Source organism: Micromonospora sp. MP36, assembly GCF_008119785.1.
Taxonomy (GTDB): Bacteria; Actinomycetota; Actinomycetes; order Mycobacteriales; family Micromonosporaceae; genus Micromonospora.
The window spans coordinates 43576-68496 of the sequence record NZ_VSFA01000037.1; the positions used below are offsets into that span (position 1 = coordinate 43576).

Genomic DNA, 24921 nt, shown 5'->3' on the forward strand with positions numbered 1-24921 from the left:
AACTCCCCCGGAAGCGCTACTCAGCGGGCGCCGGCCTCGGCGACAACGGCATACACGCCCTCGAGGTTGACCATCCGGGCCAGGTCCGCCTGGTCGATGGTGATGTCGAGGGTCCGCTCCAGGGCGGCCAGGATCTCGATCGCGCGCAGCGAGTCGGCGTCGTGCTCCTCCTTGAAGAGGCTGGTGGGGCTGACGTCGGCCGGCTCGATCTCGAGAATCTCGCAGACGAGTTCCTTGATCTGGGCCTTGCGTTCGTCGTCGAGCGTGACGGTAGAACCGGCGCTGGTCATTTTTCCTCCGCATGACTCGGCTGACTCGCCATCTTGTTCGTGACGGAACACAGAAACTCATTCCGCCCGGTGAGTCGAAATCCTCAAACCGCCCGCTATACGTTTCCTATACCGTCGCCGGGCCGGAACGGGCCAGAAAGAGGCGCACGAGAAAATGGATCCGCACAGGTTCCCAGACGGATCTATACGGCCCCTATAAGCTACTCGGCAGTATCTTACGGGCCGGATCATTTGCCCGCTTCCCCAGAGACTGAACTAACGACAAACGATCATGGCCGGGTCAAAAGCGAGCGCCTCGACCGACACCGGGGACGCTCCGCACACCCCGCCGACACACCCGGTCACCCGGCGTCGGTCCATGCCTTCCCGGAAGCTGGCGCTGTTGCGACTTTCCGCAGGCGGTAAGGGGTGGCGGGGCGCGTTGCGGTCAACTGTCCGGCACGGGTCGAAGGAAACCGAGATGCAACAATGTCGCAATACCGCGCGAGGCCTACCCGCCGTGTTTCGAAGATTCCTTCACATTCGCTAGGCCGTGATGTGTCGCTTTGACGTCCGCGACCCGTGCGGCAACTCGCTACCCTTCATGCGCAGGCGGGTGCCAACGCAAACACACGCCTCGGCAACGCTGCCAACCCGCCGGCCCGAGCCGCCCCAAGAGGCGTAACGACCACATTTGTCGGCGGCATCGGACCAAACGCCACTACATTAGTGAGGGCCCGCGTTGACGACGACTCCGGTAAATCGGGCGGCCGACTGGTTCCGGGCATACAAGGACAACACCGGGACCACCGTGCGACTGGTCTGCCTGCCCCACGCCGGCGGGGCACCCACGGCCTTCCTGGGCTGGCAGCCGCTGCTGCCCGACCACGTGCAGGTGCTCGCCGCCTGCTACCCCGGCCGCCAGTACCGACTGCTCGAGCCGTGCCTGCCGAGCATGAATCCCATGGCCGACGCGATCACCGCGGCGATGGCGCCCTACCTCGACCTGCCGATCGCAATCTTCGGCCACAGCATGGGATCGGCGATCGGCTACGAGGTCGCGCTCCGCCTCGAACAGCGGCATGGGGTGCGACCGGTCCAACTCTTCGTCTCCGGCCGCGCCGCGCCACACCGAGTGACACCCACAGCGGTGCACGAAGACAGCGACGCCGCGCTGCTCGCCCAGGTCCGGTCACTCGGCGGCACCGAGTCCGCCGTTCTCGAGCATCCGGAGCTCCGCGAACTGCTGCTGCCGTCGCTACGGGCCGACTACACCTTGATCGAGACCTATCGCCCGGCACCGTCACAAGCGCGGACGGTCGGCGCACCCATCGTCGGGTTCCTCGGGGACACCGACCCGGCCTGCACGCCGGAACAGTTCGACAGCTGGTCGGAGCTGACCACCGACACGTTCGAGTCGCACATCTATCCGGGCGGCCATTTCTTCTTGACGGATCACGAGAAAGACCTCGTTAGCGACATCGCGTCAAGACTGTGAGGCGGCGCCTCCAAACATTCGCTTGTTGGGCGTCCAACGTTGAATCCTGCGGGGGGGACTATGCGGCGAACGGCACAGACAACCTTAGTAACGGTCGATGGTGAATCGCCTACGTCAGGCCAGGCGGAAGGGGGATACCGCGCCAGCCAAGGCGTGCGATTCGCCATCCTGGGACCAGTCGAGGTGTCCATCAACGGCCGCGGGGCCACATTGGACGGTTCCAAACAGCGCACCGTGCTGGCGGCCCTGCTACTGGCCCGGGGAGCGCTGGTCTCCGACGACCGGCTCAGCAGCCTGCTGTGGGGCTGGCAGCCGCCAAACACGATCAACGCCCAGATCTATACATACGTGTCGAGGCTGCGCAAGTACCTGGGCTCCGCGATCGGCATCATCCGACAGCGGCCCGGCTACTACATGCGCATCGGCGCGGCGCACTTCGACTACGACGAGTTCGAGCGGCTCGCGCGCGCTGGACAGGAGGGCCTGCGGACCGGCCAGTTCGGGCCGGCCGCGGAGCGCTTCCGCCGCGCCCTGGCGCTGTGGCGCGGACCGGCCCTGGCCGACGTGACCGAGCACCTCGCCGGCATCGAGCTGCCCCACCTCACCGAGGCGCGGCTAGCCGCCCTGGAGGGGCGGATCGAGGCCGACCTGGCGATGGGACAGCACCACCAACTGGTGCCGGAGCTGACCGCGCTCGTCGCCGAACACCCGCTGCGCGAAGGGCCGCGAGCCCAGCTGATGACGACCCTCTTCCGGTGCAACCGGCAGGCGGACGCCCTCAACGTGTACCTGGAGGGACGTAAGCTCCTCGCCGAGGAACTCGGCGTCGACCCCGGCGCCACGCTGGAGCGGGCGTACCAGAGCATCCTCGCCGGCGATGCCGACGGCCCGACGGCGCGCACCGAGCGAGACCAGATCAACACCGCATCCACCGGCGTCGGCGACGGCTGGGCAGGCACCCGGCCGGAGATGCTTCCGCCCGACCTGACCGACTGCGCCGGCCGCGACGGCGAGCTGCGCAAGGTGCTGCACGCGCTGCGGCCCGACAGTTCCAACCGGCTGGAGACGCCCGCCCCGGTCCTCATCACCGGCATGGCCGGCACCGGCAAAACCGCCCTCGCCGTGCGCGCAGCGCACCTGAGCCGCGAAGACTTCCCGGACGGCCAGCTCTACGTCGACCTCGACGGCATGGGCCCCCACCCCAAAAACCCGTTCGACGTGCTCGGCTGGTTCCTGCGGGCGCTAGGCGTACCAGACGCCGCCGTGCCGCGCACGCTCGACGAACGGATCCAGCTGTACCGCAGCCACCTCTCCCGGCAGCGCATCCTCGTCGTGCTCGACGATGCGGCCAGCGACCAGCAGGTCCGTCCCCTGTTGCCCACCGGGGCACGCTGCGGCGCCCTGGTCACCAGCCGCGCCCACATGATCACGGTGGACGGTGCGCGCGTGGTCACCCTGCATCCGCTGGAGACCACCGAGGCGCTGGAGCTACTCGGCCAGGTCATCGGACCCGACCGGGTCGAACGCGACCTGCTGTCGGCCGCCCGCATCGTCGAGCTCTGCGGCGGGCTCCCGCTGGCCGTACGGATCGCCGGAGTCCGCCTCGCCGCCAAGCCGCAGTGGCCGCTGGAGCGGCTGGCCGCCCGCCTCGCCGAAGACAGCCGGCGCCTAGACGAGCTGCAACGCGGCGACCTCAACGTGCGCACCAGCCTGCAGCTGAGCTACGAGCGGCTCGACGAGGCGGTCCGGCGGATGTTCCGCCGGGTGGCGCTGCTCGGCGTGCCGGACTTTCCGGCGTGGGTCGCGGCCGAGATCCTCGGCCACACCGAGCAGGCGGCCGAGGCGCTGCTGGAGGCGCTCGTCGACGCCCGACTGCTGGAGATCGGCGGGATCGACCCGCGCGGCCGCCCGCGCTACCAGTACCAGACGCTGGTGCGGCTGTTCGCACGCGAGCAGGCCATCCGCGAAGACAGCCGAGACCAGCGGCGCGCGGTCGTCGAGGCGGCCATCGACGCCTACCGGCGGCGAGGCGGCGAGGCGGTCAAACTCCTCGGGCTCACGCCGGCCACCCGGCCACCGGTGGAGACCGCGATGACCTGGATCTCGTCCGAGCGGGCCGCATTGTTCGGCCTCTTTCAGCAGGCGTCCGCCACCGGCCGGCACGCCTCGGCCCGCGACCTGTCCGTGCTCCTGGACGGCTTCGCCGGCATCAACCCGGCCGCCGGCCGGCCTAGGTAGTTGGTGTTAAACGGCGGTTGACCGGGTTCCGGTCGGCCGCCGTTATCTTGTGGGGTGTCGGATCGGCGTGTGCCTGGCGATCACCTTCACCCGACGGGCGGCGGAGGAGCTGCGGCACCGGCTGGACGAGCTGCTCGGCCCGATGCCCGAGGACATCACCTGGCCGAGCACGTCTTCGCCGTGGAGACCGGCCTCTCCTCCGGCCCGGAGATGTGCACTGTCCGCAGAGGGGGCAGGTGGCGCAGACGGTACCGAAGTCGGCGCTGCCAGCACCGCGCCACCGCGGCATCCCGGCCACGTTCCCCATCAGAATCGACCAGGCCGCCAGCCGGCGCAAGAGAAGGTCCCCGGGGGGACGGCTACCGCCCCTCGACCCCACCGTCTACCCGCAACGCCACGCCGTCGAGCACGGCATCAACCAACTCAAACGCCACCGAGCCGTGGCCACCAGATTCGACAAGCTCGCTGTGCGCTACCAGGCCACACTCCACGTCGTCGCGATCAACGAGTGGCTCTGACCCGAACTATCGAAGCGCGGCCTAGGGCCTCACCCGCGATAAAGCCGGCCCCCGCCGATGGTGGCGGGAACCGGCACGGCCGGGCGGGCGTCAGGCGCCGAGGCGCTCGCGGAGACTGCGCGGGCGCATGTCCGTCCACAGCTCGTTGATGACGGCGAGGCACTCCTCGCGGGTGCCCTCGACCGGTATGGCCAGCCAGCCGGCGGGCAGGTCGCGGTCGGCACGGTAGATCGAGTATTGCTCCTCGTCGTTGCGCACCACGCGGTACGTCGGCTCACTGCTGGTCTCGGTGCTCATTTCGGGTTCCTCCTGGGTGGATCTGGTTAGGTGCGTGGCTCGGGCAGGAAGCCGTCGACGGTGACGCCCATGCCGCGGGTGCGGGCCGCGCGCGCCACGTGGTCGGCGAGCGCGATGTCGAGCGCGCCGAGCCCGAACGGCGAGAGCACGGCGATGCGCGACGGGTCGCGCCGCTCTCCCGTGCCCCGTACCAGCTGGCCGATCGTGCCGGTGATGAACTGGCGGTGGCCGGTCAGCTGCTCGGCGAGGTGCAGTGAGGTGCGCTCCCGGAGCACGTGGTCCACGTCGTCCACGTAGTTCTGCACGTCGAGCGTCGCCTCCGCAACCAGGTCGCGCAGCGAGACATGCAGGATCGTGCTGCCCGGCACGAGTACGGACCCGTCCAGGTGCGGGTGGATCGCGGTCGTGGCGAGCGAGATCAGCGGCTGCGCGGATATCGCGGCGGCCGGATCGTCGACAACGCTGATCGTGAGGCCGGGCGCGACCTCAGCGCAGCGGGCGGCGAACGCCTCAGCCCGCGCCGGGTCGGTGTCGAAGAGCGTGATCGCGGCCAGAGAGGGCAGTTCGACCCGCGCGAACCGGAGGATCTCGAGGTTGATGACGCCGCAGCCGAAGAGGGTGATCCCGGTCGGCGGCCGGTCGGCGGTGAGCAGCCCGGCGGCGAGCGCGGCGCTCGCGGCGGTCCGCTTGGCCGAGATCACCGCGCCTTCCAGCAGCGCCTCCGGCCGGCCGGTGCGCATGGAGTTGACCAGGATCGTGGCGCTTGCCCGCTCGATGCCGAGGGCGAGGTTGCCCGGAAACGAGGCGATCCACTTCATCCCCGCCACGCCCAAGCCCTCGCCGGACGGTCCGACGTACGCCGGGAGCCCGATGATCCGGCTACGGTCGTTATCCGGGAAGCGCAGGAACGTCGAGAACGGCACCACGCAGTCGCCCTCATCGTGCCGGCGGTAGACGTTCCGTACGAGCTCGATGATTTCACGCTCGGCGCCGGCCAGCAGCTCGGCGACCTCGGCGTGCCCCAGGATCAACATGCCGCGACCTCGTCGGCGCTGGGATCGTCACTCAACTCCATCGGCTCCTTCCACAGGTGCTGGGCATCTCCGAAGTGGCCACTCACCCACGGATCGGAGTAGATCGTGTCGAGGTATCGATCGCCGCCGTCGGGGAAGATCATGACGCAGGCGGCGCCGGCGGGGATCTCGGGCAGCAGTCGGCCCAGCGCGGCGACCGTGGCGCCGGACGAGCCGCCGGCGAGCACCGCCTCGCGCGCCACCAGCCGCCGGCAGCCCACCACGCAGTCGAGGTCGGAGACGTGCATTACCCGGTCCGGTACCGCCGGGTCGAGCAGCTCCGGCTGGATGGAGGCGCCGTGGCCGGGCAACAGGCGACGGGCCGGAAGTTGTCCGAAGAGGACACTGCCGATCGCGTCGACGGCTACCACCTGGGTCGCCAGCCCGTGCCGCCGGACGTACGCGGCGCAGCCGTTGAGTGTCCCGGTCGTGCTGGTGGCGCAGATCAGGTAGTCGACGTCGCGGTCGAGCGCTTGGTGGATCTCCCGCATCGTCTCCTCATGTGCCCGCGGGTTGAGCGGGTTGGCGTACTGGTTGGGCCAGAACGCGTGCGGCAGCCGGTCCAGGAGTGACCGGACCCGCCGCATGCGCATCGGTAGGTACTCGGCGGTCTCCGGGTCTCGCTCGGTGACCATCTCCACCTCGGCGCCGTATGCCCGCAGCAGAGCCAGGTTCTGCTCGGTGGTCTTGGCGTCGACGACGCAGATGAAGCGCAGGTTGAAGTAGCGGCAGATCTGCGCCATGCCGACGGCGAGGTTGCCCGAGCTGGACTCCACCACCACTGACCGGCCGGGCACCAGCTCGCCGCTGCGCACCTTGCCCAGCAGCATGCTCAGCGCCGACCGGTCCTTGATGCTGCCGCCCGGGTTGAACCGCTCCACCTTCGCGAAGATCCGGACCGGATAGCTGGGGTACAACCGCTCCAGCTCTACCAGTGGAGTAGCGCCGATCGTACCGAGAATTCCTTTGAGGGTTTGCGTGGACACGGAGCGACACCCTTTCGGCGATCTCCAGGATTAGCCAAATTCATCGGCCTATTCGATCGTGCGATGGAGACCATTCAGCGCCCTATACCTGAGCTATACCCGCGGCGCCGCATCGGCACCGGCGGCGGTTTCCGCGAGATGTCCGGCGAGCGCATGCACGGTCGGGTAGTCCCATGGCAGCGTGGGCTCGACCGCGAGGCCGAAGTGCTCCTCGATGTCGCCGCACAGCGTCAGCGCGTAGACCGAGTCGAGGCCGAGCTCGACGAGTTCGACGTCCGGGTCGATGTCGGACGGCTGCTTCTCCAGGAAGTACGCGATCCGTTCGGTCAGCCAGGCGGCGATCTCCGCTTTCTCTGCCATTTGAAGGCTCCTTCGGTTGGTGGGATGCCGGTGCCCGGCGGGACACCGGTCGGCCCCGCCCCGACGTCGGGGGCGGGGCCGGCTGGGTGGGGGCGGGCTGATGTTCGGGGCTCGGTGGTGTTCCGGGCGGGTTGACGCGGTCAGCCGGCCAGCCGCTCGGCGGTCAGGGTGCACGCCCGGCCGTCCGCGAGCCGGTCGGTCAGCTCGGCGCAGAGCCGCTCGTCGACGGTCGCCGTGGCCCTGCGCTGGGCCGGCACCGTGTCGCGGCCGAGGCGGGCGGCGAGGCGGCGCAGCGCGAGACTGGCCCAGGCCGGGTCGGCGAGGAACGAGCCCGGCGGGGCCGCATGCCAGACGCCGACGCACGCCGCGCCGGCCAGGACGCTCGCGTACCGGCGGGCGAGCCCGAAGCCCGGCCGCCCGGCGGTCACCGTCCGCTCCCGGGGCGGCAGCGCGGCCGCGCGGTCGCGCAGCATGTCCAGCTCGGCGACGAGCGCGGCGACCGGCCCGGCCAGCCACGGGTCGTCGGCGACCCGAGGCAGCATCGCGGCCGCCCGCAGTGTGCCAGCGAGGTCGTCGGCGCCGGCGGTCAGCGAAAGGCCGCTGAGGTCGAGCGGCGGCAGCGGGGCGCCGGGCTGGAACAGCGCGTCCGGCGCCGACGCGGTGTCCGGCTGCCATGCGCGGCGGGCCAACACCGGCAGGTACGGCACGATCGAGGCCAGGCAGACCGCCGAGCTGGCGTGCGCGAGGGTCACCACGGGCAGGTCGCGCAGGTGCTTCTGGAAGATGGCGTACTCGCCCTCGCGCAGGTATGACCGGGCGCCGAGTAGCACTGACAGGTCGTACGCGGCGTCCTGCAGCAGCACCGGCACGAAGTACTTCACCGCCGCGGCGAGCGTGACGGTCTGCGAGGTGAGCAGGTGCAGGCCACGCGCGGCGACCGTGGCCAGGCAGTCGGCGGCGAGCAGGTCGGCGAAGACGCCGGCGAGCACCGCGCGGGACTGTGGCAGGTCGGCGAGCGGGCGTCCGTAGAGCCGGCGGGTGAACGCGAAGCGGGCCACGGTTCGCAGCTGGGTGTCCACGACGCCGGTCATCATGCCGGGCAGGACGCTGCGGGTCACCTGGAACGCGCGCATCACGGTCTCCAGGCCGGTGCCCTCCGCGACGCCGGGCGTGCCGAGCACCGCCTCCGGCCGCACCGGGCAGTCGCGAAACTCGACGCCGCCCAGCTGGCAGCCGCGGACACCGGCGGAGTGGTACCGGGGGCCGAACGTGACCCGGTCCGGTGGCAGCTCGGTCCGCTCGACGAGGACGTGCGAGTGGCTCCGGCTGCCGGCCCGCTGGCCGGTGCGGGCGAAGACCAGCAGCGCGTCCGAGCGGCCCACGTTGTTGACCAGGTCCTTGCGGCCGTTGAGCAGCAGGCGGCCGCCGTTCTGGCGGGCGGTCAGCTCGTCCCGGGTGAAGTCGGCGCCGTGCGGCAGCTCGGTGTAGCAGGCCGAGGCACGGCGGCCGGACAGCAACAGGTCGGCGAACGCTCGCTGCTGGTCCGCTCGGCCGGAGATCCAGACCGGCACCGCGGCGATCAGGCTGGTTACGCCGTACCCGATGCCGAGCGCGCTGTCCCGGCGGAAGACCGCGCGGGCGGTGCGCATGAGGTGTTCGGCCGAGGTGAAGCGGCCGCCCAGTTCCACGGGCACGAACTCCGCGTTGAAGCCGTACCGGTGCAGCAGCTCCTCACCCGCCGCGGGCAGCTCGGCGCGCTCGTCGGCGGCGAGCAGTGCGGCGTCGCCGACCGGGTTGGAGGCGTCGCCACGGTCGCCGAGGAGCCGTTCCAGCGCCTCAGGTCCGGTGCTCTCCGCGATGGACGCCGAGGCGTTGGATGTCTCGATCATGCCGGCACCTCCGTCCGGTTTTCGCCGAGGCGGCATGGGAGCAGGGAAAAGAGCATCCGGTCCCGGTGCTGGGCGAGCAGGTGTGGCAGCAGGGCGTCGAGCAGCTCGCCGTCCTCGCCCCCGTCCTCGGACCGTGCCAGCGCCGGCAGCAGGCGGGCCAGCGCGGCCCGCACCCACAGCGCGTCGGCCCAGAGATCGCCGCCCACGGCGTCCCGGTTGTGCCACCACAGGTGCAGGCAGGCGGCCGCGGCGAAGCAGGTGGCGTACCGGCGGGCGAGCTGGAAGTCCTCGGGTGGCACGTCCCGCGCGGCTGGCCGGAAGCCGGTGAGCTCGGCGTGCAGCGCGTCGGCGGCGTCCCGCAGCCGGCCGGCCTGCGCCGCCAGGCCGGCCGGCACGTCTCCCCCGGCCGCCGCGGCGCCGATCGCCTCGGTGAGCGCGGGCAGGCCCTGCACGACGCTGGACCCGATGCGGGAGAGGAGCGCCAGTCGGTCGCCGTCGATCCGCGGCAGGGCGGTGGTGAGGGTCGCCGCGGCGGCCAGGCCGTCCGCATCGACCGTGCCGGCCCAGTACGACCGGTACAGCTGCGGCAGCTGGTTGACGAGGGAGTTGAGGTTGACCAGCGTGTTGCCGTCGAAGATGCCGACGATGCGGTGGTCGCGGTCGACCTTCTGGAAGCCTTCCCCGCCCACACCCGTCACGCCGGTCAGCAGCGCCCGCGCGCCGAGCACCTGGGCCAGCGACGCGATGGTCCGGTCGGTGCGGGTCGGCACGAGGTACTTAACCACCGCCGAGGCGACGCTCAGCTCCCCTGGCAGGGCCTGGATGCTGCGGGTCGCGAGCAGGGCAAGCGCCTCGACGACCAGCGTGTCCGCGTACGCCTCGGCGAGTGTCCGGGCGGCGTGCGGCAGGTCGACCAGGCGGCGGTCGTACAGCTCGTGCCCGAGCGCGAAGGACGTGGCGATGCGCAGGGCCCGGTCCACGCAGCCCAGCGACATGCCGGCGCAGAGGGTACGGGTGATCTGGAAGCTCTTGAGAGCGACCTCAAGCCCGGCGCCCGGCTGCCCGACGACCGCGTCGGCCGGCACCAGGGCGCCGTCGAACGCGATGCCGCTGATGTCCGCGCCGCGCACGCCGTGCAGGACCCCCTTCGGCAGGCACCGGTACGCACGCTCGGGCAGTCCGGCCTTGTCGACCAGCACGAGGCTGAAGCCGCGCGGGCCGCCGGACGGGTCGGTACGGGAGAGCACGCAGAGCAGGTCCGCCCGGGTGGCGTTGTTGATCAGCCACTTCTCCCCGTCGAGGCGCGACCATCCGCCGTCGCTTGGGGCGGCGGTCAGCTCGCCGGCGAGCAGGTCGCTGCCGTGCCGCCGCTCGGTCAGCGCGAACGAGACGACCGCGCCGTCGAGCACCCGCCGGGCCAGCTCCTTGGCCTGTGCTGGCGCGCCGGCCAGCCAGACCGAGACCGCGCCGAGGTACGTCTTGCAGTGGGCGATCGTGACGGTCAGGTCGCGCCGGGACAGCACCCGGATGACCTGCAGCAGGTCTTCGGCGCCGGTGAGGTCGCCGCCGAGCTCGGCCGGTACGTAGGTGCGGTGCAGGTCGAGCTCGTCGAGGCGCCGACAGGCCGTGACCGGGAACTCTTCACGTTCGTCGACGGCCAGGAGGGCGGAGAAGGAGAGCGGGGTAGCCGGATCGGCGGGATCGCCGAGCTCCCGTTCCAGCCGCTCCATGATCGCGAGGTGCGTTCCAGCGGTCATGGCCTTAGTCCGACATCGCCACCAGGACACGGCGGGGGCCGGTGAACGGCCGGCGCCCGTGGCCTACCAGGATGTTGTCGATCAGTAACAGGTCGCCGGCGTGCCAGTCGACGTCGACGGCGACCTCGAGGCCGCGGTCGCGGACCTGGATCACGTACTCGTCGGGGATCGGGTTGCCGTCGGCGAACGTCACGTACTGCGGCAGCTCGTCCTTGGGCAGGATCTGCGCCAGCGCCGACGCGGTGTCCTCGCCGAGCGCGGCAGGGTGCCACTGGTCGGCTTGGTTGAACCAGACCTCGACGCCGGTCACCGGGTGGTTGATCGTGGACGGCCGGAGCTGGCTGACCCGCAGGCCGCCGTCGGGCCGCCACTCGAACGTCGCGCCGGTCTCGGTCAGGTACCGCTCGGCCTCCTCGCGCGAGTCGGTCTCGAACGTCTGCTGCCAGCTGTTGCCGAAGCCGCGGCCGCCGTGCAGGTTTTGTCGGTAGCAGATGCCGTCCGCGAAGGCCTCGCGCACCTCGGGGTCGAGCGCGGCCAGCCAGGCCTCACCGTCGACCACGGGGGTGGCGCCCCCGGTCTCGGGCGCCACCTCGCAGTAGAACATCAGGCGCGACGGCCAGGCGTGCGCATACGACAGCTCGTTGTGCATCGAGATCGTGTACTCGGCCGGGTACTCGGTCGAGGTGTACACGTTGTCGCCGACCTTGGTGCGTGGGGTGTTGCCGTGCACATAGGCCAACCGGTTCGGCAACGCCTTGTCGTACACCTCGGTCAGCCGGTCCGGCGGCACGCCGAACCCGCGGAACACGAGCGCCCGCTCGCTCACCAGCAGCTCGTCAACCTTCGCCTGGTCGGAGAGGAACTCGACGAGGCCGTCAACGGTGGCTTTCGCGCCGATGTCCAGTGGCCGCAGTTCCGTCGGCGACCAGCGATCCGCTGCCATGAGGCGCTCCCATCACGATCGGGCACGGGTCCAACCCGTCAGGTCTGCGCAATCGTGTGGCGGGCACCTATACGGGAGCTATACCGCCACCGGCGGTGCGAACCTGTTCGCGGGGCGGCGCCACGACCCGCGTGCGACGCCACGGCGCCCACCAGTTCCAGCGGCCGAGCAGGGTCATCGTCGCCGGCACCAGCAGGCATCGCACGATCGTGGCGTCGATGAGGATCGCGACGAAGAGGCCGACGCCGATCTGCTCGATGTCGCCGAGGCTCGCCGCGCCGAAGCAGCCGAACACGATCATCATCAGCAGCGCCGCCGAGGTGACGATGCCGCCGGTGCGCTGCAGGCCGCGCCGGACGGCGACGTTCGTCTCCATCCCCGAGTCGACGTACTCCTTGATCCGCCCGAGCAGGAACACCTCGTAGTCCATCGAGAAGCCGAACGCGAACGCGAACACCGTGACCAGCAGGTACGGCGTCAGGCCGCCGATCGTGAGCGTATCCAGCGGACCGGCGAGGACGCCGTGCTGGAAGATCAGCGTCAGCACGCCGTACGTGGCGCCGAGCGAGAGCACGTTCATCAGTACCGCCTTCAGCGGCACCAGCAGCGACCTGGTCATCAGCAGCATCAGCACCAGCATCGCGCCGAGGGTGACCGCGATCGCGGCGGGCAGCCCGCGGTAGATGCGGCCGAGCAGGTCGAGCAGGATCGCCGCGTCGCCGGTGACCCACGACTCCCCACCGGTCGGCCGGTCGGCCCGCATCCGCAGCACCAGGTCGCGCGCGGCCTCGTCCTGACTGTCCCCGCGTACGTCGAACGCGACGCTGGACAGCCCGGGCGCCTCCGCCTCCGCCTGCCCGACGCGGGCGACCTCGGCGTCGCCGCTCCACTTCTGCGCCCAGCCCTGCAGCGTCCCCGGGTCGGTGCGGGCAACCACGCGTACGGCCGGGAATGTGGTCTCGCCGAAGCGCTCGGCGAGCTCGTGCGAGACCCGTACCGACTCGATGCTCGTCGGCAAGCCGGCCAACTGCGGCAGCCGCGGCTCTACGGTGGCCAGTGGTGCGGCGAGGAGCAACAGCAGGCCGGTGGTGACGATCACGACGGCGCGCGGCGAGCGCTGAGACATCCGCGCCAGGCGGGCGAAGAAGCCGCGCTCCACGTCCCCCTCGCTGGCCCGGCGCCGCATCCGCTCCGACGGTTTGATCCGCTTGTGGAAGACGCCCAGCAGCCCTGCGGTGAACGTCAGTGCGGCGACCAGCGCCAGCAGCGCGGCGGAGATTCCGGCGGCGCCCATGGCCTGCAGCCGCGGCATGTCGAAGAGCAGGAGGCCGCAGAGCGCGAAGACAATAGTCAGGCCGCTGAAGCTGACGGTCCGGCCGGCGGTGGACCATGCCTTGGCGACCGCCGTGTGCGGGTCGTGCCCGCGGGCCAACTCCTCCCGGTAGCGGGCAACGAGCAGAAGCCCGTAGTCGATGGACAGGCCGAGGCCGAGCAGCACCACGACGCTGAGGACTGTGATGTCGAGGTCGACGAACCTGGAGAAGACCAGCAGGCCGACGAGCGCGCCGGTCATCGTGGCGATCGTGGCCAGCACGGGTACGGCCGCCGCGACGAAGCCGCGGAAGACGAAGACCAGCAGGATCAGGGTGAGCGCCAGCGAGAGCCCTTCCGCCCGGACCAGGTCGTTCTGCGAGGCGCCGCCAGCCTGCCGGGGCACGATGTCGGCGCCGCCGAAGCTGACCTCCGCGCCCGGCACCGCGTCGGCCAGGGCGCGGAAGCGGTCCTGCGCGGCGTTCAGCGCGTCGGTCTCGGCGTCCCTTTCGGGCTGTTCGAACCGGTCGAGCATCACACCGATCCGCACCGCGCGGCCGTCCGCCGCGGCGACCGGCTGGTCCACCCGCTGTACGCCGGGGATCGCCGACACGTCGGCGCTGGCCCCGGCGACCGCGTCACGGACGTCGGGACGGCTCGGGTCGATGCCGTCGACGAGCGTGACCATCCGCAGCCCGTGGTCCGCCTCGGCCCGGACCACCCGCTGGGCGTCGTCGGACTCGGTGCCCTGCACCGCGCGGGTCGTGGTGACCTTCGTGATCACCGGCCCGGCCGCGGCCACGCCCGCGACCATGATGAGGAGCCAGCCGATCAGCACCGCCCAGCGGTACCGGAAGCAAAACGCACCAATCCTCGCAACCATGCTCCCCAGGATGTCCGAATCACGAGCCGATGTCGGTAACGCCCACCCCCGACTTTGTCTGGGCATTAGCTGCCAGTTTCGCGCGGGTCCCAGCCGGGTGGTCCGGGTGCACCGGAAGTCCCTATCGTTGTGGGGTGACGCCCGACCGCTTCGCCGTCTCCACGCCGGTCATCGCCCGAGGTAGTCCGCGTCGCCTGCTCGACCCGCTCGCGATCATCAACGCGCAGTCCTGGGCCCGCGCGCTGCGCGCTGCAGCTCACTTCACGGCCGGCTTCCCGTTCGCGGTGATCACCGCGGCGATTGTGGTGACGCTGACCGCGCTGGGCGTGGTGCTGTGGCCAGTCCTGCTGTGGGCCAACCGGCTATTCACCTGGCTGCAGCGAGCCCGCTTCCGGCAGTGCCTCGGTGTCACGATTCCGCCGCCGCCGCGCGCGTTCCAGGGGAGCAACCGGCTGTCCCGGATGTTTGCCGAGATGCGTGCGGCCGCCACCCTGCGCCAGCTGGGCTACCACCTGATCGCGTCGCTGACCAGCACGATCGGCTTCGCGGTGGTGCTGGTCGGCTGGTCGCTCGGCGTGCCGCTGGCGCTGGTCGTCGCCTACGCCTGGACCCTGCCGGAGGTCAACGCGCTCGGCTGGTCCATGCACTCCCCCCTCATCCTGCTGGGGTTGACCGCCGCCGGACTGATTTTGTGCCTGGGCGCCCGCTCGCTGCTCGGCGCGATCGCGGCGGCCGACGCCGCCGCGGCGGCGGCCCTGCTCGGCCCGAGCCGCACCGAGCGGCTGCGGCACCGGGTCGCCGAGTTGACCGAGACCCGCGCCGGCCTGGTCGACGCCGCCGACGCCGAGCGCCGCCGGATCGAGCGCGACCTGCACGACGGCGCGCAGCAGCGGCTTATCTCCCTCGCGATGAACCTCGGCCTGCTCCGCAAGAGCGCCGCCGACCTGCCGCCCCCGCTGCACGAGGCGATCGTCCAGGCGCACGGCGACGCCAAGCTGGCCCTCGCCGAACTGCGTCGGCTGGTCCGTGGGCTGCACCCGGCCGTGCTCGACGCGCGTGGGCTGGATGCGGCGCTCTCCGGGATCGCCGCGAGCTCGCCGATACCGGTCAACCTCCGCGTCGACGTGCCGCGACGGCCGGCACCGGCGATCGAGGCCGTGGCATACTTCGTGGTGTCCGAGGCGCTGACCAACGTTGCCCGACATGCCGAGGCGCGTTCGGCGGACGTACGAGTGTGGACCGAGGGCGACCGCCTGCACGTGGTGGCCAGCGACGACGGGCGGGGCGGCGCGTCGGTTGACGGCGGGAGCGGCCTGCGCGGGTTGGGCCAACGCGTCTCTACTGTGGATGGAAAGCTGTGGATCGAGAGCCCGCCCGGAAAAGGCACCACGATCACGGTGGAGCTGCCGTGCGCGTCGTGATCGCGGAGGACTCCGTACTGCTACGGGAGGGCCTCGCCCGTCTGCTCGCCAGCTCCGGCGCGGAGGTGGCCGCCGCCGTGGGCGACGCCTCCGAATTGCTCGCGGCGGTCGGCAAGCACCAGCCCGACTTGGCCATCATCGACGTGCGCATGCCGCCCACCTTCACCGACGAGGGCTTGCGGGCCGCGCTTGAGCTACGCAGCCAGCACCCCGACACGTCCGTCGTGATCCTCTCCCAGTACGTGGAGGAGCGGTTCGCCACGGAACTGCTGTCCCGCTCCACCGATGGCGTCGGCTACCTGCTCAAAGACCGTGTGGCCGACGTCGACGAGTTCCTGGACGCACTGTGGCAGGTGGCCGCCGGCGGCACCGTCTTCGACCCCGAGGTGGTCGCCCAGCTGCTGATCCGCTCCCGGGGCACCCCGCTGGCGCGGCTCACCCAGCGGGAGGCGGACGTGCTGGCCCTGATGGCGCAAGGCCGGTCAAACTCGGGGATCGCCGAGTCGCTCCAGATCACTGAGAGCACGATCGCCAAGCACGTCAACGCGATCTTCACCAAGCTCGACCTCCCGGGCGCCACCTCCGACCACCGGCGAGTGCTCGCCGTGCTGAGCTACCTGCGCGGCCAGCCATGACACCGTGGCGGATCGCCGGCGCCGCGCTGACGGCGTTGACCCTGGCCGCGGGCAGCGTCTCGGTCTGGTCGTGGCTGGCCCGCCAGAACGAGACCCGACGCACCGCGTACGACCGCCCGCCCACCGCACTCACCGTGGACCTGGCCGGCGGCGACGTCACGATCGTGCCCGGCCCACCCGATCGGGTGACGGTGGAAAAGCGGCTCACCTGGTCGTACGGGCGACCTAAGGTTGACGAGTCGTGGCAGGGCTCAGCTCTGACCATCGAGGCCAACTGCGACAAGAAGCCACGGCTACCCGGCTGCGCGGTCGACCTCAGCATCGAGGCCCCACCCACGGCGATGATCCAGGTCCGCACCGGCGACGGCGCCATCACCATCCAGGACCTGAAAGGCGACCTCGACCTTGACACCCGCTCGGGTGCCGTGCGCGTCAGCAACTCCCAGGGCAAGCTGCGAGTCGTCTCCGGCGACGGCGACATCACCGGCACCGGCCTACGCTCATCCGACGTGGCCGCCGAGGCCGGCAACGGCGCCGTAGACCTCACCTTCCTCGCTCCCCCGAACGCGGTGCGCGCCCTACTGACCAACGGCGACGTGACGGTCGCGGTGCCACTCGCCGACGCGTACAACGTGAATGCCAGCACCCGCTCTGGCAGCCGCGCCATCACCGTCCGCGAAGGCACCGGCTGGCCCCGCGTAATCGACGTGGAAACCGACGACGGCAACGTCCGCGTCGGCTACGGCGCCCCCTAAAAATTGAGGTACCGCGGCGTCCGCTGTGGTCCAGACCGTTGCTCCCACGGTCTCACCGTCCGCGACCCACCCCTCGATCAGCCAAGATCATGCCTGGGCGCATCGGTGTGCCCAGGTCAAGAGGCCACAGCGGGGGCTTGAAGCAAAGCGGGCCTCAGTCAGGTTTCGATCAGGCGGGTGCCGGCCTGGCCGCGCACGGTGGGGCTCAGCACGGACACCACGACCAGCAAGATCATCACCGAGCTCAGGGCCAGCACCGACGCGGCGACGGACAGGCTGCTCAGCAGGAAGCCGGCCAGCAGCGGGCCGGCGAAGTTGGTGCCGGTGCCGAGCAGCATCGCCACGCTGCCGGCGCGGCCCATCAGGTGGTCCGGGGTGGAGCGGACCAGGTAGACGCCGCCCACGACGTTGAAGACGCCGCCGATGTAGCTCATCAGGGTGAAGAGCAGGCCGAGCAGCCATGGGTCGCGGGTGAACGCGATCAGCGGCATGACCAGCGCCCAGCCGGCGAGGCCACCGACTACGATCCCGCGCAGGTCGAGCCGGCGCATGAACCATGTGCCGTGCAGGGCGCCGAGCATGCCGCCAACACCGCTCACGCCCAGGATCAGGCCGACCGCGAGCGTGGAGCCGTTGTCCTCGCGGATCACCGCCATGACCGCGTAGGCCAGGCCCTCGAACGGCATGTTGCTGACCGCGATGAAGATGAGCACGGTACGCAGAAACGGCTGCTGCCACACGTACCGCAGGCCAGCGGCCAGGTCGGACCACATCGAACCGGACGACCGTGGGGCGTCCGCGTGGGCCTGGAACGGACGACGGATGAACAGCAGCGCAACCAGCGACACGAGGTGGGTGAGCGTGGTGGTGAGGAACGGCACCCAGCGACCCACCTCGAAGAGCGCGCCGCCGGCCGGCCGGCCCAGCAGCATCGCACCGCGCTGCCGTGCCTCGTTACGGGACAGAGCCAGCGGCAGCTGCGCGGGCGTGACCAGGTGACGTACGGCCGAGCGCTCGGCCAGCTGGTAAAGCAGCGCGAGGCTGGACTGTACGAAGGCGATCGCGACGAGCTGCCAGAGCCATACGTGGCCGAGCAGCACGGCGGCCGCGACGCTGCCAGTGCTGAGCAGGCAGCCCGCCTCGCACCAAATCATCAGCCGCCGGCGGTCGACGCGGTCGACGAGCAGGCCGCCGGGAAGCTGGACGACCAGCATCGGCAGCAGGGCGGCGGTGCCGACCAGGCCAGCGCCGGTGTACGAGCCGGTGTCCCACAGGATCAGCAGGGGGTATGCCAGCGCGGTGACCCGCGCGCCGAACACTGTGAGCCCGGCGCCGACCCACAGCAGCAGGAAGTCGCGGTTGCGCCGCAGCGGTGGTGGATCCGCCGGTGGTGCCGGCGGATCCGTTGGGGTGATGCCCGTGGTGGTCAACTCAGCTCCCCGCCCTGCACCACTCGAGCACCGCCATGGCGCTGTGCAGCTTGTTTTCCGCCTGGTCGAAGGCGATGCTGGCCGGGCCGTCGAGCACCTCGGCGGTCACCTCCTCGCCGCGGTGGGCGGGCAGGTCGTGCAGAAACACCGCCTTGGGGCTGCGCTCCCAGAGACCGGTGGTCACCTGGAACGGCCGGAACACGTCCCGCCAGTGCGGGTCGGGCTTGGTGGTGCCGGTGGTCTGCCAGCGAGTCGTGTAGATCGCGTCGATGTCAGCGGGTAGGTCGGCCATGTCGTGCCGCTCGACCACCCGCGACCCCGCGCGGGCGGCCTGGGCGGTCGCGATTGCCAGCACCTCGAGCGCTAGGCCGTATCCGGGTGGCGTGCGCAGGTGCAGTTCGGTGCCGGGATACCGGCTGAGCCCCAGGGCGATCGCGGCCGCGCTGTTGTTGCCCTCGCCGAGATACAGCACGCGCAGCCCGTCGACCCGGCCGAAGTGGCGCAGCAGCGTGGTCAGGTCGGCCAGGCCCTGGGTCGGGTGCTCGTCCGCGGTCATCGCGTTGATCACCGACATGCGCGGCTGGTCGGCGTAGGTGCGCAGCTCGGCCGGGTCGGCGGCGGTCCGGGCGACCAGCAGGTCGACCATCCGGGCGAAGACTCGACCGGTGTCGGCCAGGGTCTCGCCGGTGTTCGTTTGCAGGTCGTCCGGGCCGTACGTGATCACCTGCGCGCCCAGCCGCATCGCGCCCGTGGCGAACGCGGTCCGGGTGCGGGTCGAGGTCTTGCGGAAGTACACCCCGGCGATCTGGCCGGCGAGCGGCTGTGGCCGGCCAGCGGTACCCGCGCTGAACTGCGCTCCGCGTTCGACGAGGTGCCGCAGCTCCGCGTCCTCGAGATCGGTGAGCGAGATGAGATGCCGCACCATGGCTGCCCTCCTGCGTTGCGACCGCAGCGCGGTCAGTACCCGAGTTCCGTCTGTCCCTGGCGGACGCCGAACTGCCGCCCCTCCTGACGGCCGATCGCGAGGCCGACCGCCTTGTGCACCTCCTTGCCGGAGTCCGCGTTAGTGAGCACCACGAAACCGGCACCACTGTGCACGCGGCCCAGCAGCATGGCGCGGTAGCCGACCGACTCGCCGACGTGGCCGTACTCGACCTCCGTCCCGGTATCGTCGACCGAGGTGCCGAGGCCGTAGAGGGCATCGGCGTGCACCGCGGTAAGCAGCTCCGCGGCCCGCTCGCAAGGCAGCAGCGACGACTCGCCGAGGTACGCCCGGCGCACCTCCGCGAGCAGCCGGGCCAGGTCGGGCGCGCTCGCCCACAGGCCGGTCGACGCAAGGACCGGCTTGACCCGCCAGCCACCCGGCACCGGGTTGCCGTCCTCGTCGTGGCCGACCGCGACCGGAACGCCGGCGGTGGCCGGGAAGTCCTGGTCAAAGCTTGTCGCCGGCATGCCGATCGGGTCGAAGACCAGCTCCCGCATCAGCTCGTTGAACGGCTGACCGGTCAGGTCGCGCAGGACCTGCTCGACCACCCAGTAGTGCCCGTTGCTCTTGCGGAATGTGGTGCCCGGCGCAAGCTCGACGCTCAGCTGCGGGGTGCCGGCCGTGGGCGAGCCGCGCAGCAAGTCGAGCAGCGTCGGTGCCGCCTCGCCTGGCTGATAGCCGCTGTTGCGGACCACGGTCAGGCCGGCGACGTGGCTGAGCAGATGGCGCAACGTGACGTCGCCGGTGACACCCTCAGCATGCTCCAGCCGCCACGAGGTCAGGTACTCATTGACGTCGGTGTCGATGTCGAGCCGGCCGGCCGCGGCGAGCCGCAGCACGCCGTAGGCGGTGACGTGCTTGCTCACCGAGCCCACCTGGAAGATCGTCTCCGGCGTCACCGGATCGCCGCCGTCGGCTCGGAGCGTGCCGTGCGCCTCCGTGGAGACCAGCTCGCCGTCTCGCATCACCGCGACGCTCGCACCCGGCACGTGGTACTTGTCCATGCTGGGCCGCAGCGCCAGCGGCGCGGCGCCGCCGGCGGGTGGCCCGGCGGACTCCACCAGCGTGGTGACCGCCGCGATCGTCGCCTCGGCGACCGCCCGGACAGTGGCCTCCTCGTAGCGTTGGCCGGAGTAGGTCCAGTGCATGAAGAGCTGGTGGTCGTGCACTCCGGCGGTGATCTGGATCGGGTGGCTGCGCGGCCGGTCCGGCTCGTGCCGGCTGACCAGCTGCTGCGGCGGCAGGCTGAACCGCGGCCCGGCGGGACGGCCGCCGTCCGGGCCCTTGCCCGACGGGGTGCCGACGGCGCGGTGCCCGGTGTAGTTGACCAGGATCTGTGGCGGCGGCAGCTCGTCCAGCGCGGCGGTGAGGTCCGGGTCGGGCGAGAGGTAGCGCAGCATGCCGTACCCGATGCCGCGGTCCGGGATTGCGCGCAGCTGGTCCCGCACCGAGCGCAGCACCGCGTCCGGCTCGCCCCGTGTCGGCAGCCACAGCGACACCGGGTACAGGCTGGTGAACCAGCCGACGGTGCGCGAGGTGTCGACGTCGTCGAAGAGCGGCTCGCGGCCGTGCCCCTCGATGTCGAACGCGGCCCGGTTGCCGCCGGCCCAGGCGGTGACTGCCATGGCGAGCGCGGTGTAGACCACCTCGTCCGGCCGGGCCTGGCCGCCGGCCGGCAGGTCGTGCGTGAGCGCGGCGGTCAGGTGCCGTGGCAGCGTGACCGTGACCGTATGAGTGTCCGCCGACGTGTCCGCGCCGTCCGGGTGGTCGACCGGCAGCTGCAGCGCCGGCATCCGGTTGAGCCAGAACGGCACCTGAGCGGCGAGCCCGCCGTCGGCCACGTGCGCGGCCAGGCGGCTGGCCCACCGGCGGAACGACGTGGTCGGCGGCGGCAGCTCGACCGGGCGGCCGGCCTCCAGCGCGGCGTACGCGTCGTTCAGGTCGGCGACCAGGATCGACCAGGAGACGATGTCGACCGCGAGGTGGTGCACGGACAGCAGCAGCCGGTCGCCGTCGTCGGTTGCGCCGGGCAGCAGCGTGGCAAGCATCATCCTGCCGGCGGCGATGTCGTGCCCGTCGGCCGCCTCGTCGACGATCCGGCGGACCGCTGCTTCGCGCTCCTCCGTGCTCTGCCCGCTGAGGTCGACGACGCGCAGCGCAGACGTGGTGTCCGCAATGGACGCGTCGTCGCCGTTGACGCGCAGGCGCAGCGAATCGTGGTGGTCGGTGAGTGCGCGCAGCGCGGCACCGAGCAGCTCCGGGTCGGCGGCCGGTCGCACCTCGAGGAGGGCGGCCTGCACGTACCGGTTGGCGTTACCGGGGAGCGTGAGGAACCGGCGCTGGATCGGGGTCAGCATGGTCGGTCCGGTGCGCTCGTCATCCGGCTCGGCCGCCGGCGGCGCCTGCGCCGGCTGCGCGGCGGGTGGGTCCAGGGACATCTCATCGAGTACGGCGGCTAGTTCGGCGATCGTCTCGTGCTGGTACATGTGCGCGACGGTGAGGTCCAGACCCGCCTTACGGGCTGCGGCGAGCACCTGGATCATCAGGATCGAGTGGCCGCCGAGCGCGAAGAAGCGGTCGTGCACGCCGACCCGCTCGAGCCCCAGCACCGTGCACCAGATCTCGGCGATCGCCGTCTCCGTCGGCGTGCTCGGACCGATGAACTCTGGACCGGTGGACGCCGCCTCGGTGGGGTCGGGCAGCGCCCGGCGGTCTACCTTGCCGTTGGCGGTGAGTGGGATCTGCTCGATCGGCACGTACGCGGTGGGCAGCATGTACTCGGGCAGGCGGGCTCGGCTGTGCTCGGTCAGCGCGGCCACTGAGAGCTCGCCGCCGTCGCCGGCCGGGACGCAGTACGCGACCAGCTGGATCTCGCCGTTGCCCGTGTCGCGGGTGACAACGACCGCGTCCCGCACCGCCGGGTGCGCGACGAGCACGGTCTTGACCTCGCCGAGCTCGATGCGGTAGCCGCGGACCTTTACCTGGTCGTCGAGGCGGCCGAGGAAGTCGACTGCGCCGCCGGGCAGCATCCGGACCAGGTCGCCGGTGCGGTACAGCCGCGTGCCCGCGTCCTTGGTGAACGGGTTGGGCAGAAACCGCTCGGCGGTGAGGTCGGGCCGGTTGGCGTAGCCACGGGCCACGCCGGTGCCGCCGACGTACAGCTCGCCGGGCACGCCCACGGGTACCGGCCGCATGAGGTGGTCCAGCACGTACATCGTCATACCGGGCAGCGGGCGCCCGATAGGGACGATGTCGGCCGGCGGCGCGGACGAGACCGGCTGGATGCAGGTGCCGACGGACGCCTCGGTGGGGCCGTACTCGTTGATCAGCTCGGCCGTGCTGTCCAGGGCTCGCCACCGCTCCAGCGTGCGCCGGGTGAACGCCTCGCCGGCCACCACGATCACCGGCGCGAGGCCGCTGGCCTGTGCCGGGCTCAGCTGGTGGCTGAGCACGTCGAGGTGGCCCGGGGTCAGCTTGATGAAGCTGAACGGGCCGGTCCGGGCCAGCCACTCGCCGAGGTCGTCCAGGTCGCTGCTTGCCGGGAACAGGTGCACCGTCTGGCCGGTGACCAGCGGCCCGTACAGGTTGGGCACGGGCAGGTCGAAGGCGATCGACGAGAACAGCGGCGCGCCGCTGGTGCCCCGGCCGGCCAGCTCGGCGGCCGCCCACTGGATGTGGTTGGCGAGGCCGCGGTGTGGCACCTGTACGCCCTTCGGCCGCCCGGTGGAGCCAGAGGTGTAGATGACGTACGCCAGCTCGTCGAGGTCGGAGCCGCCCTCGACCGGGGTGGCTGGGCGTGCCGCGATCTCCGCGGCGGCGGTGTCCACCCGGACCACCGGCCCGTCGAACGCGCCGGCGATCTCATCGGCGTGGCGGGACTGGGTGACGACCAGCGCGGCGCCGGCGTTGTCCAGCATGTGACGCAGTCGGTCGGCCGGGTGCGACGGGTCGAGCGGCACGTACGCGGCTCCGGCCTTCCAGACGCCGAGCAGGGCCGCCACAAGGTCGGCGCTCCGGTCCAGCAGCAACCCGACCACCGGCTGCGCGCCGGCCTCGCGGCGCACGCCGTTGGCGCGCAGGTGGTGCGCGTACCGGTTGGCGAGCGCGTCCAGCTCCGCGTAGGTGACCCGGCGGTCGGCGGCGTTGACGGCCGTCGCGTCGGGGGTGGCGGCCGCCTGCGCTTCGAACATGTCGAGGACAGTGCGGGTGACCGGCGCCGGGCTGGTGCGGTTGTAGTCCATGAGCAGGCGGCGCAGCTCGCCGTCGGGCAGGAACGCCGCGCGGGCGTCGCCGTCCGCGTCCGCGGCCATGGACTCCAGCACTGCGCGGTACATCGAGGCGAGCCGGTCGGCGTTGACTCGGCTGATCGCCCGCCGTTCCATGGTCAGGATCAGCCCGCCGCCGACCGCCGCGACGGCGAGCGGGAACTCGCTGGCACCGTCGCCGAGGCCGTTTTCGACGTCGATGAGGTCGGTGTCGACCTCCTCGAAGTCCTCCTGGTAGCTGAACCGCACGTCGTACAGGCGCTCGCCGCCGGCCAGCTCGCGCTGGATTACCGGCATCGGGAAGCGCCGGTGCGGCCAGGCCGCGGCCTCCTGCTCGTACACGGCGCGGATCAGCTCCGACCAGGTGCGGGCGGTGCGGTCGAAGCCGAACGGGAGGATGTTGAGGTACATGCCGTAAACGCGGTCGGCGCCGGGTGCCTCCGGCCGGGCGCTGAAGACGAGGCCGGTGTGGAAGCGTTCGGCCTCGGTCAGCCGGGACAGCACGGTGAGGTGTGCGGCGTGCAGCACGGCCTTGAGCGAGGCCTGCGTCGTCGAGGCGAGCGCGCGCAACTCCCGCTCCAGGTCGCCCCAGGGTACGGTCACCGAGAACGAGCCGGTGCCCTCCTCGTCGCCCCAGCCGGCCGGCAGCCGCATCGGGTCGTGGTTGTCCACGACGGATCGCCAGTGTTCACGGTCGGCGGTTGAGGCGATTGCTCGCTGCTCGGCGGCGATGAAGTCGGCGTATCGCACGGGCGGGTGCTCGTACGGCCGCAGCGGCTCACCGTCGCGGCTGCGGGCGTAGTCGTCGAGCATCTCGACGAGCATCGCTCGGTGGCTCCAGCCCTCGGTGACGGGGTGGCAGACCGCGACGGTGAGCCACCACGTCTCGTCGGTCTCGACGTGCACGGTGAGCCGCATCAGCGGCGCGACCGCGACATCGAAGGGGTCGTTCTGTTCCCGCGCGGTGTAGTCGCGGACCTCCCGCTCTCGCTCGGCCGGGCTGAGCCCGCGCAGGTCGCGCACGTTGATCGGGATCTCGACGTCGCCGTGTACGAGCTGCATCGGCTCCGAGTAGCCGGTCAGGTGCAGGGAGGTGCGCAGCAGCTCGTGCCGGTCGGCGGCGATACCGGCGGCGGCTCGCAGGGCGGGCAGCGAGAACGCCCGCCCGTCGCGGAGCCGGAATGAGGTGACCACGTGGTACGCGTTGCGCTGCCGGTCGGCGAGCATCTCCACGACCATGCCGGCCTGTACGCGGGACAGCGGGTACGCGTCGACGACGCCGGCGGGCAGCAGCTCCCGGTCGGCTGCGGAGATCAGCTCGAACGGCGCGACGGCGGGCACCTGTGTCGACGTGCCGTGCCGCTCGGCCAGCAGCTCGACGAGGCGGGCCACGGTGCGGCCGGTGAGC

Annotated in this window: 18 protein-coding genes; 6 read left to right on the plus strand and 12 right to left on the minus strand. The window is 71.3% G+C overall.

Going from position 1 to position 24921, the window contains the following annotated elements; translation table 11 throughout:
- Window positions 1-20: 20 nt before the first annotated feature.
- The gene (locus FXF52_RS22795; protein WP_148799813.1) at window positions 21-290 is read right to left on the minus strand and encodes an acyl carrier protein; all 270 of its coding nucleotides are present in this window, start codon (window positions 288-290) and stop codon (window positions 21-23) included.
- Between the two features lie 721 nt (window positions 291-1011).
- Between FXF52_RS22795 and FXF52_RS22800 the strand changes: the two genes are divergently transcribed.
- The 3 genes from FXF52_RS22800 (at window position 1012) to FXF52_RS22810 (ending at window position 4523) form a co-directional block, all read left to right on the plus strand.
- Complete coding sequence (locus tag FXF52_RS22800) at window positions 1012-1767, plus strand: thioesterase II family protein (RefSeq protein WP_222870614.1); 756 nt, start codon at window positions 1012-1014, stop codon at window positions 1765-1767.
- A gap of 183 nt (window positions 1768-1950) precedes the next feature.
- On the plus strand, window positions 1951-4005 hold the full coding sequence (locus FXF52_RS22805) for a BTAD domain-containing putative transcriptional regulator (RefSeq protein ID WP_222870615.1): 2055 nt from the start codon (window positions 1951-1953) through the stop codon (window positions 4003-4005).
- Window positions 4006-4241: 236 nt separating this feature from the next.
- Window positions 4242-4523, plus strand: a complete 282-nt coding sequence (locus FXF52_RS22810) for a hypothetical protein (protein ID WP_222870616.1) — start codon at window positions 4242-4244, stop codon at window positions 4521-4523.
- Between the two features lie 90 nt (window positions 4524-4613).
- Here the strand turns inward: FXF52_RS22810 and FXF52_RS22815 are convergent, their stop codons facing one another.
- The 8 genes from FXF52_RS22815 to FXF52_RS22850 all read right to left on the minus strand — a co-directional run bounded on the left by FXF52_RS22815 (window position 4614) and on the right by FXF52_RS22850 (window position 14022).
- Window positions 4614-4820, minus strand: coding sequence for an MbtH family NRPS accessory protein (locus FXF52_RS22815; protein WP_148799817.1), 207 nt, complete (start codon window positions 4818-4820; stop codon window positions 4614-4616).
- 26 nt (window positions 4821-4846) lie between these two features.
- Entirely contained in the window at window positions 4847-5854 is a 1008-nt protein-coding gene (gene sbnB, locus FXF52_RS22820; protein ID WP_148799819.1) for a 2,3-diaminopropionate biosynthesis protein SbnB, read from the minus strand.
- Window positions 5848-6855: a 2,3-diaminopropionate biosynthesis protein SbnA gene (sbnA, locus tag FXF52_RS22825; protein WP_222870618.1), complete on the minus strand. Its 1008-nt coding sequence runs from the start codon at window positions 6853-6855 to the stop codon at window positions 5848-5850. The genes sbnB and sbnA overlap by 7 nt, the downstream gene beginning before the upstream one ends.
- A 117-nt stretch (window positions 6856-6972) precedes the next feature.
- Window positions 6973-7239, minus strand: coding sequence for an acyl carrier protein (locus FXF52_RS22830; RefSeq protein ID WP_148799823.1), 267 nt, complete (start codon window positions 7237-7239; stop codon window positions 6973-6975).
- A 140-nt stretch (window positions 7240-7379) separates the two neighbouring features.
- Window positions 7380-9128, minus strand: coding sequence for an acyl-CoA dehydrogenase (locus FXF52_RS22835; protein ID WP_187413642.1), 1749 nt, complete (start codon window positions 9126-9128; stop codon window positions 7380-7382).
- Window positions 9125-10885: an acyl-CoA dehydrogenase gene (locus tag FXF52_RS22840; protein ID WP_148799827.1), complete on the minus strand. Its 1761-nt coding sequence runs from the start codon at window positions 10883-10885 to the stop codon at window positions 9125-9127. Before FXF52_RS22840 ends, FXF52_RS22835 begins: the two co-directional genes overlap by 4 nt.
- A gap of 4 nt (window positions 10886-10889) precedes the next feature.
- The gene (locus FXF52_RS22845) at window positions 10890-11828 is read right to left on the minus strand and encodes a TauD/TfdA family dioxygenase (RefSeq protein WP_148799830.1); all 939 of its coding nucleotides are present in this window, start codon (window positions 11826-11828) and stop codon (window positions 10890-10892) included.
- A gap of 67 nt (window positions 11829-11895) precedes the next feature.
- Entirely contained in the window at window positions 11896-14022 is a 2127-nt protein-coding gene (locus FXF52_RS22850; protein WP_187413643.1) for an MMPL family transporter, read from the minus strand.
- Window positions 14023-14156: 134 nt separating this feature from the next.
- Between FXF52_RS22850 and FXF52_RS22855 the strand changes: the two genes are divergently transcribed.
- Genes FXF52_RS22855 through FXF52_RS22865 form a run of 3 tightly spaced genes read left to right on the plus strand, consistent with a single transcriptional unit; the run spans window position 14157 to window position 16833 of the window.
- A complete protein-coding gene (locus FXF52_RS22855; RefSeq protein WP_255472233.1) occupies window positions 14157-15443 on the plus strand; it encodes a sensor histidine kinase in 1287 nt (428 codons plus the stop codon).
- Window positions 15431-16078 (plus strand): response regulator transcription factor, encoded by a 648-nt coding sequence (locus FXF52_RS22860; RefSeq protein WP_148799836.1) that lies wholly within the window; start codon window positions 15431-15433, stop codon window positions 16076-16078. The genes FXF52_RS22855 and FXF52_RS22860 overlap by 13 nt, the downstream gene beginning before the upstream one ends.
- Complete coding sequence (locus FXF52_RS22865; protein ID WP_148799839.1) at window positions 16075-16833, plus strand: DUF4097 family beta strand repeat-containing protein; 759 nt, start codon at window positions 16075-16077, stop codon at window positions 16831-16833. Before FXF52_RS22860 ends, FXF52_RS22865 begins: the two co-directional genes overlap by 4 nt.
- A gap of 158 nt (window positions 16834-16991) precedes the next feature.
- Here the strand turns inward: FXF52_RS22865 and FXF52_RS22870 are convergent, their stop codons facing one another.
- Genes FXF52_RS22870 through FXF52_RS22880 form a run of 3 tightly spaced genes read right to left on the minus strand, consistent with a single transcriptional unit; the run spans window position 16992 to window position 24905 of the window.
- A complete protein-coding gene (locus FXF52_RS22870) occupies window positions 16992-18263 on the minus strand; it encodes an MFS transporter (RefSeq protein WP_148799841.1) in 1272 nt (423 codons plus the stop codon).
- Window position 18264: 1 nt separating this feature from the next.
- Window positions 18265-19188, minus strand: coding sequence for an ornithine carbamoyltransferase (locus FXF52_RS22875; RefSeq protein WP_148799843.1), 924 nt, complete (start codon window positions 19186-19188; stop codon window positions 18265-18267).
- 32 nt (window positions 19189-19220) lie between these two features.
- Window positions 19221-24905, minus strand: a complete 5685-nt coding sequence (locus FXF52_RS22880; RefSeq protein ID WP_222870617.1) for a non-ribosomal peptide synthetase — start codon at window positions 24903-24905, stop codon at window positions 19221-19223.
- Window positions 24906-24921: the final 16 nt, after the last annotated feature.